At 62.0% G+C, this 15,933-nt stretch carries 15 protein-coding genes; 1 reads left to right on the top strand and 14 read right to left on the bottom strand.

Annotated elements, in window-relative coordinates; translation table 11 throughout:
• Positions 1-56: 56 nt before the first annotated feature.
• The 14 genes from lipA to HPY67_03970 form a co-directional block, all read right to left on the bottom strand.
• On the bottom strand, positions 57-920 hold the full coding sequence (gene lipA, locus HPY67_04035; GenBank protein ID NPV03884.1) for a lipoyl synthase: 864 nt from the start codon (positions 918-920) through the stop codon (positions 57-59).
• A 204-nt stretch (positions 921-1,124) separates the two neighbouring features.
• Positions 1,125-1,874 (bottom strand): hypothetical protein, encoded by a 750-nt coding sequence (locus HPY67_04030; GenBank protein NPV03883.1) that lies wholly within the window; start codon positions 1,872-1,874, stop codon positions 1,125-1,127.
• 108 nt (positions 1,875-1,982) lie between these two features.
• Positions 1,983-3,269: a CoA transferase gene (locus tag HPY67_04025; protein NPV03882.1), complete on the bottom strand. Its 1,287-nt coding sequence runs from the start codon at positions 3,267-3,269 to the stop codon at positions 1,983-1,985.
• Positions 3,270-3,402: 133 nt separating this feature from the next.
• Positions 3,403-3,909 (bottom strand): C_GCAxxG_C_C family protein, encoded by a 507-nt coding sequence (locus HPY67_04020; GenBank protein ID NPV03881.1) that lies wholly within the window; start codon positions 3,907-3,909, stop codon positions 3,403-3,405.
• A 108-nt stretch (positions 3,910-4,017) separates the two neighbouring features.
• The gene (locus tag HPY67_04015; protein ID NPV03880.1) at positions 4,018-5,160 is read right to left on the bottom strand and encodes an acyl-CoA/acyl-ACP dehydrogenase; all 1,143 of its coding nucleotides are present in this window, start codon (positions 5,158-5,160) and stop codon (positions 4,018-4,020) included.
• A gap of 25 nt (positions 5,161-5,185) precedes the next feature.
• A complete protein-coding gene (locus tag HPY67_04010; protein ID NPV03879.1) occupies positions 5,186-6,364 on the bottom strand; it encodes a hypothetical protein in 1,179 nt (392 codons plus the stop codon).
• Positions 6,365-6,518: 154 nt separating this feature from the next.
• On the bottom strand, positions 6,519-7,901 hold the full coding sequence (gene lpdA, locus HPY67_04005) for a dihydrolipoyl dehydrogenase (GenBank protein NPV03878.1): 1,383 nt from the start codon (positions 7,899-7,901) through the stop codon (positions 6,519-6,521).
• Between the two features lie 85 nt (positions 7,902-7,986).
• Positions 7,987-9,216 carry a 2-oxo acid dehydrogenase subunit E2 gene (locus HPY67_04000; protein NPV03877.1) on the bottom strand — a complete coding sequence of 410 codons (1,230 nt, stop codon included), beginning with the start codon at positions 9,214-9,216 and terminating at the stop codon, positions 7,987-7,989.
• Positions 9,217-9,380: 164 nt separating this feature from the next.
• Complete coding sequence (locus HPY67_03995; GenBank protein NPV03876.1) at positions 9,381-10,166, bottom strand: crotonase; 786 nt, start codon at positions 10,164-10,166, stop codon at positions 9,381-9,383.
• 22 nt (positions 10,167-10,188) lie between these two features.
• On the bottom strand, positions 10,189-10,983 hold the full coding sequence (locus tag HPY67_03990; protein NPV03875.1) for a glucose 1-dehydrogenase: 795 nt from the start codon (positions 10,981-10,983) through the stop codon (positions 10,189-10,191).
• Positions 10,984-11,000: 17 nt separating this feature from the next.
• Positions 11,001-12,056 (bottom strand): 2,3-butanediol dehydrogenase, encoded by a 1,056-nt coding sequence (locus tag HPY67_03985; GenBank protein NPV03874.1) that lies wholly within the window; start codon positions 12,054-12,056, stop codon positions 11,001-11,003.
• Between the two features lie 15 nt (positions 12,057-12,071).
• Positions 12,072-13,049 (bottom strand): alpha-ketoacid dehydrogenase subunit beta, encoded by a 978-nt coding sequence (locus HPY67_03980; GenBank protein NPV03873.1) that lies wholly within the window; start codon positions 13,047-13,049, stop codon positions 12,072-12,074.
• A gap of 55 nt (positions 13,050-13,104) precedes the next feature.
• Entirely contained in the window at positions 13,105-14,064 is a 960-nt protein-coding gene (locus HPY67_03975; protein NPV03872.1) for a thiamine pyrophosphate-dependent dehydrogenase E1 component subunit alpha, read from the bottom strand.
• Positions 14,037-14,765 carry a TetR/AcrR family transcriptional regulator gene (locus HPY67_03970; GenBank protein ID NPV03871.1) on the bottom strand — a complete coding sequence of 243 codons (729 nt, stop codon included), beginning with the start codon at positions 14,763-14,765 and terminating at the stop codon, positions 14,037-14,039. Before HPY67_03970 ends, HPY67_03975 begins: the two co-directional genes overlap by 28 nt.
• A gap of 274 nt (positions 14,766-15,039) precedes the next feature.
• On the opposite strand from HPY67_03970, the gene HPY67_03965 reads away from it, so the two are divergent.
• The gene (locus HPY67_03965) at positions 15,040-15,570 is read left to right on the top strand and encodes a hypothetical protein (protein ID NPV03870.1); all 531 of its coding nucleotides are present in this window, start codon (positions 15,040-15,042) and stop codon (positions 15,568-15,570) included.
• The last annotated feature ends 363 nt before the right edge of the window (positions 15,571-15,933 follow it).

Here is a 15,933-nt window from a genome sequence, read left to right as displayed (position 1 = left end):
GGAAATGAACAGAAAGAGGCCTTGCGATTGCCAGGCCTCTTTTTGTCTTTCATAGGTCACCGATCACTGCATTTTCGATAGAACATCTCCGCCATGTAGGAACTCCGCACGAAGGGCGACGAGGCGGCGTCGCGGAACCCAAGACGCAGGGCGTCGCGGCGGTATTTCTCGAAAATCTCGGGCTTCACGTACTCCACGACGGGATGGTGGGCCGCCGAGGGGCTCAGGTACTGCCCGATGGTGATTACGTCGCACGAGGCCGAGCGGAGATCGACCATCACCTCGAGGACCTCCTCGCGCGTCTCGCCGAGACCGACCATGAGTCCCGATTTGGTGGTGAGCGCTGGGTCAAGCGCCTTGGCCTCGCGCAGCAGGGAGATGGAACGCCGATAGTCGGCCTGGGGTCGGACGGATGCGTAGAGCCGGGGAACGGTTTCCACGTTGTGGTTCAGGACCTCCGGGGCGGCGTCGACAACAGTCTTAAGCGCGGCGCCCGAGCCCTGGAAGTCGGGGATCAGGACCTCGATGCCCACGCCGGGGCATTCGCGTCGCAGGGTCTCGATGACCCGGGCGAAATGCCCGGCGCCCCCGTCCGGGAGATCGTCCCTCGTCACGGAGGTGATCACGACGAATCGCAGGCCCAGTCGCTTCACTTCCTCGGCAAGGCGGAGGGGTTCGCCGGCATCGAGCGGCTCCGGCGTTCCCGAATCGACGGCGCAGAATCGGCAGTTGCGCGTGCAGACCTTGCCGAGAATAAGAAAGGTGGCCACCCCCCGGGAGAAGCACTCCCCCTGGTTGGGACAGCACGCCTCCTGGCAGATGGTGTGCAGGCGGCTGATCTCGAGGTTGCCCTCCATTGCCTGCACTTCAGCCCCCACAGGAAGCCTCTTGCGGAGCCAATCGGGTTTTGCCGGGTTCATCTTGTGTGAGCCTCCTAATTTTTGCCTGCCGCCGTCCAGGCCCTTCGGGTTGCTTGTTCTCCGATCATTCTACAGGATCCGTTTTTTCTGCGCGACGGAATAGACCGAAAAGACGGATCAGACGGGGAAGACCGTGTTGCAGAGAGGGAAGGCGGGGCATGCGTATGCCCCGCCTTCCCGGAGGGAGGTAGCGTCCTTGCGGATCTACTCGAATTTGTCGGGCTTCTTGAAGCCGAGACGCGTCCAGTACTTCTCGGGCATCACCTGGGGATTCTTGTAGAAGACCCAGGCGCAGGGCTTTGTCTCGTCGGGATCGTACTCCGTGACCCACAGGGGCCAGCCGCCCCACTCGATCATGAGGATCTCGTTCATGGCGCAGTGCAGGCAGTAATAGGGCACGCCCGCCTGGCTCCAGCTCCAGGGGTAGGCCTTGGAGGTCCTGCCAAAGTTGTAGGGGGGACCGTAGCGGGAAGGGGTCCCGTCGACGGGATCGCCCCGGCGGGTCCTTCCGCCGCTGCCGCAGGGGTCACAGGACAGAACGATCTTCTCGTCATCCTCGGTGAAGTCCAGCTCGCCCATCTGCCGCGGGCCGCACCGGTGTGCGCGGAAGACCTCGGCGTTGAGCCAGATGCGCTCCATAGGCGTCATCTTGCGCAGGCCGCTCCAGGTGCGGCGCATCATCCAGGTGCTCTGGGTGTCGCGCAGCAGCTGGTACATGGCCTCTTCGCCGTACCTCTTGGCGACCTTGTCGAGCATGTCCGACGTCCAGTCGGCGTAGAGGTCGTGCAAACCCTTGCTCTCGATGATGATGTAGTCGGCCAGCTCCTTGGCCAGTTCGGTCTTGCCCTCGTCGATGCAGCGCTTGACCATGTCGGGCGTGGGCACGCCGAGATCCTGCAGATCGTCCTTGCGAATCTTCCTTCTGATCTTGTCCCACATCTCGTATCTCAGCATATGATTCACCTCTCGTATTCATGGCGGAGGATCGGCGGCGGACTGTTCCGCCGCCGATCCGTCAGCCGGTGTTGTCTTGCGGGTGCAGCGTACGTCCCGTGGGTTGCCTCACTTCCCGTTCTTCTTCAGCTCCTCGGGAAGCCTGTCGACGGCCTCTTCGTGGAAGAGAACGTCCTCGCCGTAAAGGGCTTTCACGTCGGCCTCGGCCATGCCCAACTCCTGTGTCAATACTTCCACGTTGTGTTCGCCGAGCAGGGGCGCGTAGCCTCGGGGGCCTGCGGGTGTCTCGGAGAATTTCAAGGGACTGCCGTAATGACGCATGGGACCCAGGAAGGGCTGGTACATCTCGACCATCATCTCGCGGGCCTTGATCTGCGGATCGCTGTCGGCCAGTTCCTTGAGGCTACGGCAGCGGATGCAGGGAACGCCCTGTTCCTCGAGTTTTCTTTCGGCCTCGGCTACGGAGGGTTGCGACATGACCCATTTCTCGACCTGCTCATGGATGAAAGGGGCATTTGCCGTCGAGCAGCGCGTGGAGACGTCCTTTGCCCTCGGGTCGGAGAGCAAAAATTCAAACTCGGGGCCCATGACCTTCACCATCGGAACCCAGCGGGGTTCGGTCAGGCAGGCGATGGCAATGTATCCGTCTTTTCCAGAGTAGATGCCGTAAGGAGCGTAGCCGGGGTGCTTGGCACCGATCCGGGGGACTTCCACAGGGTCGCCCACGGCGGAGCTGATCAGGTACCAAGGCAAGGTGTTCTCGTGCAGCGAGAACAGGCAGTCCATCATGGAAATATCGATATTCTGACCCTGGCCCGTCATTTTCCTGTGGTAGAGTGCCGCCAGGACAGCCGTGCAGGCGTGCATGGAGGCCGTCGTGTCGCCGATCGAAACGGGGGCAATGATCGGGGGGGTGCTCTGGTCGGACCATCCGCTGGCTCCCTGGGCGATCATGTCATATCCCGGTTTGTGGCTGTAGGGTCCCCAATGACCGAAGGACGAGATCGAACAGTAGATGATGTCGGGCTTGATCTTCCTGACGGACTCATAGTCCAACTTCAGCTTGCCCATGACATCGGGGGCGAAGTTCTCGAGCAGGATGTCGCTCTTCCGGATGAGTTTGTGGATGATCTCCATCCCCTTGGGGTTTTTCAGGTTGACACAGATGCTGCGCTTACCGCGGTTGACGTTGATCGTGTAGGAACTCTGGGTGACGCCGTTCTTGGTGACCCGCAGGGGCAGCCAGCGCTCGTTGGCACCGGTCTTGTACTGCTCCACCTTGATGACGTTGGCGCCCAGGTCAGCCAGCGTCTTCGCCGCATGGGGCCCTGCCAGCACCCATGTGAAGTCCAGTACCGTTACTCCCTTGAGCGGACCCGGTTTCAGATTGCTCATACGTACCTCCCTTTCCTCGAGTTGTTGTGTTTACCTTCATTTGCCCGCCGCTGCAAGGCCGGTATGGGCGTCCCTTCTCTCTGTGCCAGCCTTCGGCGACCCCTGGCTCCCCGGAGTCGCCGGCGGGGGCCCTCTATTTCCTCTTTCTTCTCTCGTCGTACAGCAACCCGCCCACGAAGGCGGCCACCTCGCCCGTAACGGCGGCGCATCGCTCGAGACCGCCGCCGGCAAAGTAGGCATCGGCCTTGACCGGGTCGGCCAAGTCGGTTTGCGTCAAATCGCGGCAGTTGACCGTGCCGAAACGGCCCTGGAAGTGCTTCACCAGTTTCCGGGCCGGCCGGATGCCTTCGACGATTCCCTCCATCCCATCGTCCATGGACCCGCGGCCGAAGACTGCGCCCAGGATCAGGAGTCCCCCGATCAGCGCGCCGCAGTTGTTGCCCGTCATGGACATACCAGCGGCAAAGGGGCTTGCGGCCTTGAACAGTTGGGCGTTGGAATCTTCGAAGACGTCGAGAAAGGTCTGCACGACCGCTTGAGAGCAGCCGTGGCAGTTGAAGTCGTAATCGTAGGCCTTCCGGCGGACGGCCTCGACGAGTGCCTCACGGCTTTCGTATTTGTCGAGCTTGCTGAGATCCACAAGCGGCCTCCCTTGCCGTGATCTGTTGCATGTGATTCCGCGCCTGCCGCCGGGGCAGTCCCCGGCGGCAGGTGCGGAACGGAGAGAGGTAGGTAGGTCAGGTGTCCCTCACAGGCCCAACTCCTGGGCCACGATTTCCCGGTGGTAGTTGGGGCTGCCGAAAGCATATTCGCCGGCCTTGGCCCGTCGTGAGTAAATGGGCATGGCGTGCTCGACGATGTAACCTGTCCCGCCGAAGATCTGGTGGCCGATGAGAGCGACTTTCTTGTAGGCCTCGCTCACCCACGCCTTGGCAACAGCGGCGAACTTCCGAGCTTCGGGCATCCCCTGGTCGATCATCCAGGCGGCCTTGTAGGTGATGTAGATGCTCTGCTCGATGGCCATCTTCATGTTGGCGCACAGGTGCTGCACGGCCTGAAAGCTTCCGATGGGCTTGCCGAATTGCACGCGCTCCTTGGCGTAGGCGACGGCCATCTCCATGACCTTGTTCGAGCCGCCCAGCATCTCGGCGCACTTGGCTACGGCTGCGATCTGGAGGGTCCTCTCGATTGCGGCGAACCCCTTGCCCAGCTCACCGAGCAGGGCGGTCTTGGGCACCTTCACCTTGTCAAAGACCACTTCGCACTGCTTGTCGCCGGCCACGGTCTTGAGCAGCGTGATGCCCACGCCGGGGGCCTTGGTCTCCACGAGGAACAGCGAGATGCCGTCGCGATCAGTGTCCTTGCCGGCCGTTCGGGCTGCCACGACCATCCAGTCGGACACGTTGGCGTCGGGCACGAAGAGCTTGATCCCGTTGATTACCCAGGCTTCACCCTCGGCCTTGGCCTTCACGGTGATCAGAGCGGGGTTGAACTGGGTTGTTGCCGGCTCGGAGAGGGCCAGCGTCACCCGCAGGGACCCCTCGGCGATCTTGGGCAGGAATTCCTGCTTCTGAGCCTCGCTTCCGGCTGCCAGGATCGTGCAGCCGCCGAGGATGACAGTGGAGAAATAGGGGCCGGGCAAGGCCGCGTAGCCCATTTCTTCCATCAGGGTCACCATGTCGAGCATGCTGCCGCCGATGCCGCCGTACTCCTCGGGGAAGAGGATCCCCATCCAGCCCAGCTCCGCCATGCCCTTCCAGAGCTCCTGCGTAAAGCCCTTCTCGTCCTTGTCCATCTCGAGGTACCATTCCACGTTGGGGCAGGCCCCGGCGAGGAACCTACGCGCCGCCTCCTTGAGCATTTTCTGGTCATCGGTATATGTAAAGTCCATGAGACAAACCTCCTGATGGTATCGTTCAGCCCCTGGGCAAACCCAGGCCGCGGGTTGCGATGACGGTACGGCCGACTTCGCTCGTGCCGGCTCCGATCGTGGTCATGAAGGAGTGCAGAAACTCCCACGCGATGCGGCCCTTGAGGGGCACGTACTTGGAACCCTCCTCGAGCTGACAGTACTGGTCGAGCAGTTGCATTGCGTTGTCCACCATCCGCTGCTCCATCTCGGAGACGACGACCTTCGTGATCTCGGGTTCGCAGGTCATGGGCTGATGGTTCCATTCCATCCACCGCGCGTGGTCGGAGAGCAGCTGGCTCGTCTCGATCTCGACGGCGATCTGGGCGATCTTCTGACGGACCATGGGATCCTCGGCCAGTGGCCTGCCCAGGTAGGTCGTCTTCTTTGCGTAGTCGATCAGCATGTTCAGGTAGGGGTAGTAGCGGGAGGGCGTGAAGACGTAGTTGCGTTCCGACATGAGGGCCTCCATCATGTAGTAGAAACCCTTGTTCAGCTCGCCCACGAGGCGGTCCTTCGGTACCTTCACGTCGTCGTAGAAGACCTCGTTGGTCCGCTCGCCCGACATGGTGATCATGGGGCGGATCGTGATCCCCGGGGCCCGCTGGTCGACGATGAAGAGGCTGATCCCCTTGTAGGGGGAGGCCTTGAGGTCCGTCTTGGCCGCCAGCCAATGGTAGTCCGCGTAGTGGCTCTCCGTGTTGAAGGTCTTCTGGCCGTTGACGAGGAAGTAGTCCCCCTGGTCGATGGCCGTCATCTTCATGTTTGCCAAGTCGGAACCTGCCTCAGGCTCGGTGTAGCCTAGGCCGAACTCGATCTCCCCGCGGACGATGCGGGGGATGAACTCTTTTTTCATCGCCTCGCTGCCGCGCCGCAGGATCGTGTGCCCGACCATGGTGTAGGCCACGTCGTTGGGTACGTGGGCGCTCCAGCGCTTTCCCAGCTCGTCGATGAGGATGAAGTCGTAGACGGGCGAGAGGCCCTTGCCGCCGTACTCGACGGGCCAGCTCCAACCCAGGAGGCCCGCCTCGTAGAGTTTCTTCCCGAAGGCGCGCCCCTCCTTGCCCAGTCCCAGATCCTCCCAGTTTTGCCGGGCGATCTCCTCGGTCAGTTCCCTGTCGAGGAAGGCGGCCACTTTCTGCCGATAGGCTTCCTCTTCCTTTGTGTATCCGAAATCCCAAGCCATGTGCGTGTCCTCCTCTCGCGATTCCGTTTGGTGCCGTTGGAGCCTGGGCGGGATGTGCCGCCGGCCTAACATTAGTGATCACTCAACCAATGATTAGTGATCAGTCACTCAATATTCTTCCCCGATCACCCCTGCACGAGCGGGCGGCAGGGGATTATGGCATATGGATGGCGCCGCCTGCGATCACCATGGCCGCCTCCATGATCGCCTCCGACACCGTAGGGTGCGGGTGGATAGCGTTGGCCAGGTCCTCTGCGGTCATTTCCATCGTCATCCCCAGGACGGCCTCGGCAATCATGTCCGTAGCGTGGGGCCCGATGATGTGGACGCCCAGCACCTCGCCGTGCTTCCTGTCCGAGATGACCTTGACGAGGCCTTCCGTTTCGTTGAGGACCAGGGCCTTGCCGTTGCCCCGCAGTGGGAATCGGCCGACCTGGATTTCGCCCCGCTCCTTCGCCTTTTCCTCCGTGAGCCCCACAGAGGCCACCTCGGGCATCGTATAGATGCAGGAGGGGACGGCCCTGTAGTTCATGGCTTCGCGGTGCCCGAGGATGTTCCGCACGGCACACTCCCCCTCGGCCGAGGCCAGGTGGGCGAGCATGATGCCGCCGACAACATCGCCCGCGGCCCAGATGCCGGGGACGCTGGTCTCCATAAATTCGTTGACGACGATGGCGCCCCGCTCGTGCCGGATGCCGACCCTGTCGACGTCGAGTAGGGAGAAGTCAGGCTTCCGGCCCACGGTGAGGATGACCTTCTCGGCGCTTGCCGTCTCGGTCTTGTCGCCGACCGTGTACGTCACGACGTTTTCCGTCTTCCGGTGGACGATGCCCTTCACGGCGGCGCCGGTCACCACCTTGACGCCGGCTGCCGACATCTGCTTCTGGAGCAGCGAGGCGATTTCCCTGTCCACTCCGGGGACGAGCCCGGGGAGCATCTCGAGAATCGTTACCTCGGTGCCCATGGCGACCAGGAACTGGGCGAACTCCACGCCGATGACACCGCCGCCGATGACGACGACGCTTTTTGGGAGGGCCTTCATAGCCAGGACTTGGTTGGAGTCCATGACGTCGGGGCCGTCGATACCCTCTATGGGGATGCGGCCGGGGACGGACCCCGAGGCGATGAGAACGGCGTCGCCCTGGACCTTCTCGCCTGTTTCCCGGATCTGCAGTGTCTTGGCGTCCACGAAGGTCGCCGTGCCCTGGATGACCTTCACCTTCTTGGCCTTCAGCAGGGCGCCCACGCCGCGCGTGAGCTGGGCCACGACCGTGTTCTTACGGGCCATGACGGCGCCGAAGTCCACCTCATAGCCCTTGCACTTCACGCCGAATATATCGGACTCCTTCATCGTTCTGATCACTCCGGCGGACTGCAGGAGCGCCTTGGTGGGGATGCACCCCCAGTTGAGGCACGTGCCGCCGAGGGCGTCCTTCTCGATCAGCGTCACCTCGGCGCCCATTCGGGCCGCGCGGATGGCGGCCGGGTAGCCGCCCACACCGCCGCCAACAATGGTGATTCGGGTCTTATCTGCCATAGACGATCTCCTCGCTTGTTCTTCACACCCATACCGGTCGGCCTGAACGGGCCACCGCGCGCAGGGCGGGGGTTCGATCGGTCCGTTACGCCAGGATCAGGACCGGCTCCTCGATGAAGGCCTTTAGCGTCTGCATGAACTTCCCCGCCTCCGCCCCGTCGATGGTCCGGTGATCGTAGGAGAGATTCACGTTCATCATGGGCCGGATCACGATCTGGCCCTTCACCACGACAGGCTTGTCGATGATGGCCGCGACGCCCAGGATCGCGTTTTCCGGCTGGTTGATGATGGCCGTGAACTGCTCGATTCCGAACATGCCCATCGCCGAAAGCGTAAAGGTGCTTCCCTTGATGTCGTCGGGCAGGAAGCTGTTCGTCTTTCCCTTCTTGATCAAGGCGGTGCGCTCCTGAGCGATCTGCCCGAGACTCTTAGCGTTGATGTTCTTGATGACGGGAACGATGAGCCCCTCGTCGAGCGCCATGGCCATCCCCATGTGGACATCGGACAGGTACAGGACGCCCTTGTCGGTCCATCGCGTGTTGATGACAGGGTGCTCGCGCAGGGCCGCCCCCGTGATCTTCATCATGAGGTCCGTGATGGTGAGGCGCACGCCGTATTTCTTCTCCACAAAAGGCAGCAGCTCCTCGCGGTACTGTTGAATTTTCGAGGCATCGACCGTGTTACTCATGTAGGTCTGGGCCGCCTCGATTTTGCTCTGGAGCATCTTCTTGGCAATGGTGCGCCTCATGCCGGTGAAGGCGACGAGTCTGTCCTCGGCGGACGGCGCCGTCGTCGGGGCCGCTGCTTCAGTAGCCGTAGCGGGGGGCTTGACACCCGCTGCCTTGGCCTTCTCCACGTCTTCACGCATCACCCGCCCGCCGGGTCCCGTGCCCGCCACGAGGGACAGGTCGATTCCGTATTCCTTTGCAATCTTTTTCGCCAGCGGCGTCGCCTTCACGCGGCCGCCTGCAGGCGGCGCAACAGCTTGGGCGGCCGGGGCCGCGGCGGGGGCAGGGGAGGCCGCCTCCGCCCTCGGCGCGGCGGCGGGTGCAGCGACCACTTCGGCGGCGGCCTCACCGGGTTTGAGAAGGTACGCGACGACTGCGCCTACGGGCACGGTTTCCTGTTCCATGACCAGGATCTTTCCCAGGGTGCCGTCCTCCGGTGCCTCCACCTCGTACGTCACTTTTTCCGTTTCGAGGACGAAGAGGATATCCCCTTTCTTGACAGGGTCGCCCTCTTTTTTCTTCCATTCCACAATCAACCCCTCGGTCATGGTCAGGCCGAGCTTGGGCATTACAATTTCAACAGGCATAGCGTGCCTCCCATTTTTTTTCTTGAAGCTCAGGATTCGGGACAAGCAGACCCGCGTCAAAGCATGTGCGGGCTTGCCCCGCGTCTTTTTTCATGTGCCATGTCCGTGTTCATCCTGCGCCGGCTGCCGGGTCTCTGCAAGATGAAAAAGACGCGGGGGCCGGGTTATCTGCCCCTGAAATTTGCCTTGCGCTTCTCGAGGAAGGCCGTCGTGCCTTCCTTCATGTCCTCCGTGCCGAAGCATGCGATGCAGTTCTTCTGGGAGTACTGGACGGCCTGCTCCAGGGGGCACTCCATGCCGATTTCGACGGCGTCCTTGCACATCTCGACGGCAAAGGGGCCGTTGGCGATGATCCGGCGCGCCATTTCCTCGGCCGCCTTCAGCGCCTCCCCCTTGGGAACGACCTTGTTCACGAGCCCCATCCGGTACGCCTCGGCGGCGTCGATGGGATCGCCCGTAAGCAGCATCTCGTAGGCGCGGCCCTTCCCGATGATCCGGGGCAGGCGCTGGGTGCCGCCCGTGCCCGGGATGATGCCCAGCTTGACTTCGGGCAGGCCCAGCTTGGCGCCTTCCGCGGCGATGCGGATCGAGCAGGCAAGCGCAAGCTCGAGGCCCCCGCCGAGCGCCAAACCGTTGATGGCGGCGATGACAGGCTGCCGCAGCTTCTCCACGTTGGCGTTGACCCGCAGAAACCCCTCGTTCCACCGAAGGATCTCCACGATTCCCATCCGGTTGAGCTCCCGGATATCGGCGCCGGCCTGGAACCCCTTGCCGGCCCCCGTGATGATAAGAACCTTGATGTCCGCATCAGCGTTGACGACACGCAGGGCGTCCAGCATCTCGCCGGTCAGTTCCTCGCTGATGGCGTTGAAGACCTCGGGGCGGTTCAGCGTCAGGATGCCGATGCCCTCTTCGTTTTTTTCCAGGATGATGGTCTTGTAATCCTTGATCTTCATGGGGATTCTCTCCTTCCTACCAGCTCGTCTGCCCGCCGTCGATGACGATCGCGGAGCCCGTCATGAAATTCGATGCCGGCGAGGCGAGGTATACGGCTAGGCCCCTCATGTCGTCCATCTGGCCCAGGCGGTTCTGGGGGATGTTGCGCTTGATGATTTCCTTGCCCACGTCGGTCGCGAAGAAGTGCGTGTTCATGGGCGTCTCGAAGTAGCCGGGCAGGATGGCGTTGACCTGGATGTTGTAGCGGACCCACTCCAGGGCCATGACCCGGGTGAGCTGCACGACGGCGGCCTTGCTGGAGCAGTAGGCGGCCATGTTCGCCATGCCGATGATCGCCGTGATGGAGGAGACGTTGATGACCTTGCCTCCCTCGCCCTTCTCGATCATCTTCTTGGCGACGGCCTGGGTGAGGACAAAGATGCCCCGCAGGTCCGTGGCGACCGTTTGGTCCCAGTCCGCCTCGGTCATTTCCCTCTCGGGCTTCTTGAGGTTGACGATGGGCTTTTCGCTGCCGCCCACGCCGGCGTTGTTCACGAGGATGTCGATGCGGCCGAATTCCTTCATCACGCTCTCCGTGGCAGCCTTGATCTGATCGGTCTTCGTAATGTCGAGGGGCACGGCGAGGGTTTTCACGCCTGTCCGGTCCTTGATCTCTTTGCAGGCCTGTTCAAGGACTTCCTTCCGCCGGGCGCACAGGACGATCGTCGCGCCCGCATCGGCCAACCCCTCGGCGATTCCCCTGCCGATGCCTGTGGCGCCGCCGGTGATGATGGCCACTTTGCCTGTCAGATCGAAATAGGGAAAATTCATGTTCTCTCCTCCTTGAATCACTTAGGGTAGACGAGGATTTTCACGTGATCGCTGCCGTGCTCGATGAGTTCCTTGATCCCCTTGTCAACGAGATCGTCGACCTTGATGCGGGCCGTGATGAGCGGTTCCACTTTGACCCGGCCGTCGGCGAGGTACTCGATCGCCGCCGGAAATTCGTCCTCATAGCCGCTCGAGAAGACGATCTCTTTCTCGTGACCCCAAAGGCGGATGAAGGGGACCTCAATGGGCTTCAGGGCAAGGCCGACAATGCAGATCACCGCCCTTCGTCCCGTGACCTTCACGGCCGTGTCGAAGGAGGCCTGGTTGCCGACGCAGTCGAAGGCCCAGTCGGCCCTTAGCCCGTCGGTGAGGTCGCCGATCGCCTTGCCGGTGTCGCCCTGCGTCGGGTCGAAAACGGCCGTGGCCCCCGTCCTGGCGGCCAATTCGCGGCGGCCTTTGAGGGGCTCGATGACGAAGACCTTGCCGGCGCCGGCGGCTCGGGCCGCCTGCATGACCAAAAGACCTATGGGCCCCGCGCCCACGACGGCCACGGAGGCGCCGATTTTCAGGCGGGCGCGCTTGACGGCGTGGACGGCCACGGCCAGGGGCTCCACGAAAGCACCCGCGTCGTCGCTCACGCTGTCAGGGATTTTCAGGACGCCGTACTCCGGGAACACTCCGAGCTCGGCGAAGGCGCCGTCCCAGGCAAAGCCCGCCGTTCCCAGCTTGGTGCACATGACGTATTGACCGGTCCTGCAGTAGTGGCACTTGCCGCAGTAAATGAGGGGGTTGACGGTCACGCGGTCCCCGGGCTTAACGCTCCTAACGCCTTCGCCGACCTCGACCACCTCGGCGGAGAACTCGTGGCCCAGGATGATGGGGCCGTTTGCCTTACCTGTTAAGGGATGGGGCTTGGCGGGGATGATGAAGGGTCCGCTCTTGAACTCGTGCAGGTCCGAGCCGCAGATCCCGCAGGTCTTGATCCTGACTTTCACCTGTCCCGGCCCAGCCTTGGGATCCGGGACGTTCTCAATCCGGATGTCTTCTTTCTTGTGCCAGACGGCTGCCTTCATGATTTTTCCTCCTTGTCACGCGCGCTGCAGGGTGGCGCGGACGGCCTTCTTGACGTCCTCGGCACCGGGCACGTAGGCTTTTTCGAGGCTGTAATGGATGGGGACGAATGGGGCGCCGACCCGCACGATGGGGGCATCGAGCTCGTCCAGGATCTCCTCGGCCACCGTTGCGGCCACCTCGGCGCCAATGCCGAAGGACTTCACGGCCTCGTGGGCGATCACGAGCCGATGAGTCTTGCCGACGGAGTTGAACACTGCTTCCTTGTCCCAGGGCTGGACCGTCATCAGGTCGATGACCTCCACACTGACACCGTCCTTTTCGAGATCGGCCGCCGCGCGGAGCGCCTCGTTGACGAGGCGCGAGACGGCGACGACGGTCACATCGCTTCCCTGCCGCTTCACGTCGGCCCTGCCCAGGGGGATCAGGTGATCCGGCCCCTCGGGGACCTGGCCCTTCATGGCGTGCAGGGTCTTGTTCTCAATGAAGATGACGGGGTTGTCATCTCGGATGGCCGACTTCAGGAGGCCCTTGACGTCATAGGGGTTGGCGGCCATGACGACCTTGAGCCCCGGCACGTGGGCGAACCAGGCTTCGAGGCACTGCGAGTGCTGGGGGCCCGCATTGAGGCCCGCGCCCTCGGGCATCCGCACGACGATGGGCATCGTGTACTGGTTGCCGAACATGTAGCGCATCTTGGCGATCTGGTTGACGATGCTGTCCATGGCACAGGTGACGAAATCCATGAACATGATCTCCACGATGGGCCGAAGGCCGCAGGAGGCGGCGCCGGCCGCCATCGAGGTCAGGCCGGCCTCGCTGATGGGGGTGTCGACGACACGCCGGGGGCCGAATTTTTTGAAGAGGTCCCGGCTCGCGCCGAAGGATCCGCCGGCCAGACCCACGTCCTCGCCGATGAGGAAGACGCGCTCGTCGCGCTCCATTTCCTCCTCCATGGCTTCCTTGATGGCGAAGATATATCGAATGTCTTTCATGTCAGACTCCCTTCAGATTACTGAGTGAGCGCATAGTCATATCACTTCGAAAAATTTATACGTACAGCCCCACGGCCATCTCCTCCGGTCCCGGGTAGGGGCACCGGCGGGCGAACTCGAGCGCCTCGGCAAGCTCGGCCGCGATGTCGGCCTCGATCTTCTCGATGTCGGCGGCCTTGAGGATCTTCTCCTTTGTGAGCCGTGCCTCGAACTCCTTGATGCAGTCTTTCGCCATGGCCTCTTCGACTTTCTCCTTGCCGCGGTACTTCTGCGCGTCGCCGACGTAGTGGCCGTACCAGCGGTCGCACTTGACCTCGATGAGCGTCGGGCCGCCGCCCTTGCGGGCCCGTTCGACGGCCTCGCCGCATGCCTTGTAGATCTCAAGGACATCATTGGGAACGATGATGCCCGGCATCCCGTAGGAGGCGGCGCGGTCAGCGAGGTTCTCGATCTTCGCGTGGACGGGGCGTGGGGAGAACTCTGCCCATCCGTTGTTCTCGCACAGGTAGATCACGGGGAGGTTCAGCACCGCCGCGAGGTTGAGACTCTCGTGGAAGGTGCCTTGGTTGGTGGCGCCGTCGCCGAAGGTTGCCACGGCCACCTGGTCCGTTCCCTTGTACTTGGCGGCGAACCCGGCGCCCGTCACGATGGGGATGCCTCCCCCGACGATGCCGTTGGCGCCCATGATCCCCTTGGAGAGGTCGGCGAGGTGCATCGACCCGGATCGCCCCATGCAGTAACCGTCCCGGCGGCCGAACAGCTCGGCCATCGCGCGCTTGAGGTCGATGCCCTTTGCGATGGCGTAGCCGTGGCCCCGGTGGGTTGTCCCGATATAGTCATCGTCGCGCAAATGAGCGCAGACCCCGACGGGGGCCGCTTCCTGCCCGATGCTGACGTGAAGGAAGCCCAGAATCTCTCCTGCGGAGAACACCTCCATGAGCTTCTCCTCGGTCCGGCGGATGCGAAGCATTTGCCGGTAGAATTCGATCATTTGCTCTTTTCCCGGTTTCCCCATTTCGTTCTCCTTTCGCGCTGGGTCTTGGCGGAGCGCTTGAAATGACGGCATTCCACGCCCCCTCGGTCTGTCTCCTCGACGATCTCGATGGCATGCTCCACGAACTCGAGAATGCCGTTCACGACGTCGTCCATGGATTTGTAGCGCCGCCGGAGGCTCCAGCCCCTCAGGACCAGGATGACGTTAAGGTAGGAGAGGATGTCGGCCGCCATCTTCAGACGTTCCTCGTTGATCTTTCGGCCGGAGAAGTGCAGTCGCAGCAGTTCCTCGAAGACCTCGATGTACTTGGTTTCCTGGGCGAGGACGGTGTGGATGCTATCGCGGTCGTAGTTTCCCGCCTCACGGTAGAGAAACATGATCACGTCCCGGTACTGGTAGATCATCTCCATGTTGTGACGCAGGGCGGCGCTGACCTTTTCCCGGGGATCCTTGGTTTCCTCGATGGTCTTCCGGAGGCCCTCGGTGAGGATCGTGGTCATGAAATCGTAGACGATGTAGAGGATGTCTTCCTTGCTGCGGACGTAGTTGTACATGGTGCCCATTGTGAGACCCGCCGCGTTGGCGATCTCACGCACCGAGGCTCCGTGGAACCCCTTGGCGGCGAAGACCTGCATGGCTCCCTCGATGATCTGCCTGCGCCGCAGGTCGATGAGCCGCGCATTCTTGATGTTCGCCTGCACTTCCTTTCCGTGTACCTTCATGTTCCTCTTCCTCCCCCTCTGCGCGATATTGTGTAGGCCCTGCCCTACATACCATGCAGCAGAAGGTACGGAGAAGAAAAAAACATTGGCGCTGTCCGTCAGCAATGCTATGATATCAGGAAAGTGATTGAGCGCTTACTCAATCACGCACTTACTTGATCGCTGCGATGCTGTCAAGCAGAATTTCGAGTGACTAAAAAAATTTTCGCTGCCGGGCCCTGTCGGTCCCCGGAAAGAGGCAGACATGCTGCGGCGGCAGTCAGGAGAAGAGGTCATGTCGACGCCGGTGAAGACGAGGAACATCCAGGATCTGACGCGTGAGGAACTGCTCGGTTTTCTCGAAGACGCTTCCCTGAACTGGCTCGCCCACGACGGGCTCTGGTTCCAGGCCGTGGAAAGGCGCTATGGCACCGACGTGGGGCGGCAGTGCAGCGGGGAAGCCATCGGGGCTTACTCGGAGATCGAGGCAAAGCGGATTCTCAAGCGCTTCGAACTGCCGACGGACGGCGGGATTCCGGTCCTCATGCAGGCTCTGCGGTTCCGCATGTACCACCTCATCAACAAGCAGGACTTCGTGGAGGTCTCGGAGACGCGATGCATCTTCCGCATGCGGGAGTGCCGGGTGCAGGCCATGCGCAGGAAGAAGGGACTTCCCGACTACCCGTGCAAGACAACGGGCATCGCGGAGTACAGCCGTTTTGCCAGTGCCGTTGATCCCCGGATCAAGACGCGGTGCGTAGCCTGCCCGCCCGATGCGCACCCAGAGGAGTTCTGGTGTGCATGGGAATTTTCCATCGACAAGTAGCGGGAAAGTCTATCCGATGTGCGGCAACCACGGACTGCCGTGCCGCGAAGCGTGTCATGCGCAAGCAGGAAGGGGAGGACACGACTGTGCGTACGCACGAATGCATGCGGAAAAGGGAGGATGCCTGTGAGAGGTGAGCGCTGAATTTCGTGGACCCGAAAACGTAAAGGGAAGAGGACGAAAATCAGGCATTTACAGAAAAATGAGTGAGCGCTCACTTTATTCTTGACATTCTGTCAAGACTTGAATATGAACGGATGCTAGAGGAGAGGATGACTAGACCGAAGCCGGGCACACCAAGGACTGAAAAAAAAGCAGATGGAAAGAGAGTTGTGTTTCTGCAGAACGAATATGAGTGAGCGC

The organism is Syntrophaceae bacterium (assembly GCA_013177795.1).
Lineage (GTDB): Bacteria > Desulfobacterota > Syntrophia > Syntrophales > UBA2192 > UBA2192.
The sequence above is the reverse complement of the archived record's forward strand: the minus strand, read 5'-3'. Positions and strand labels throughout refer to the sequence as shown.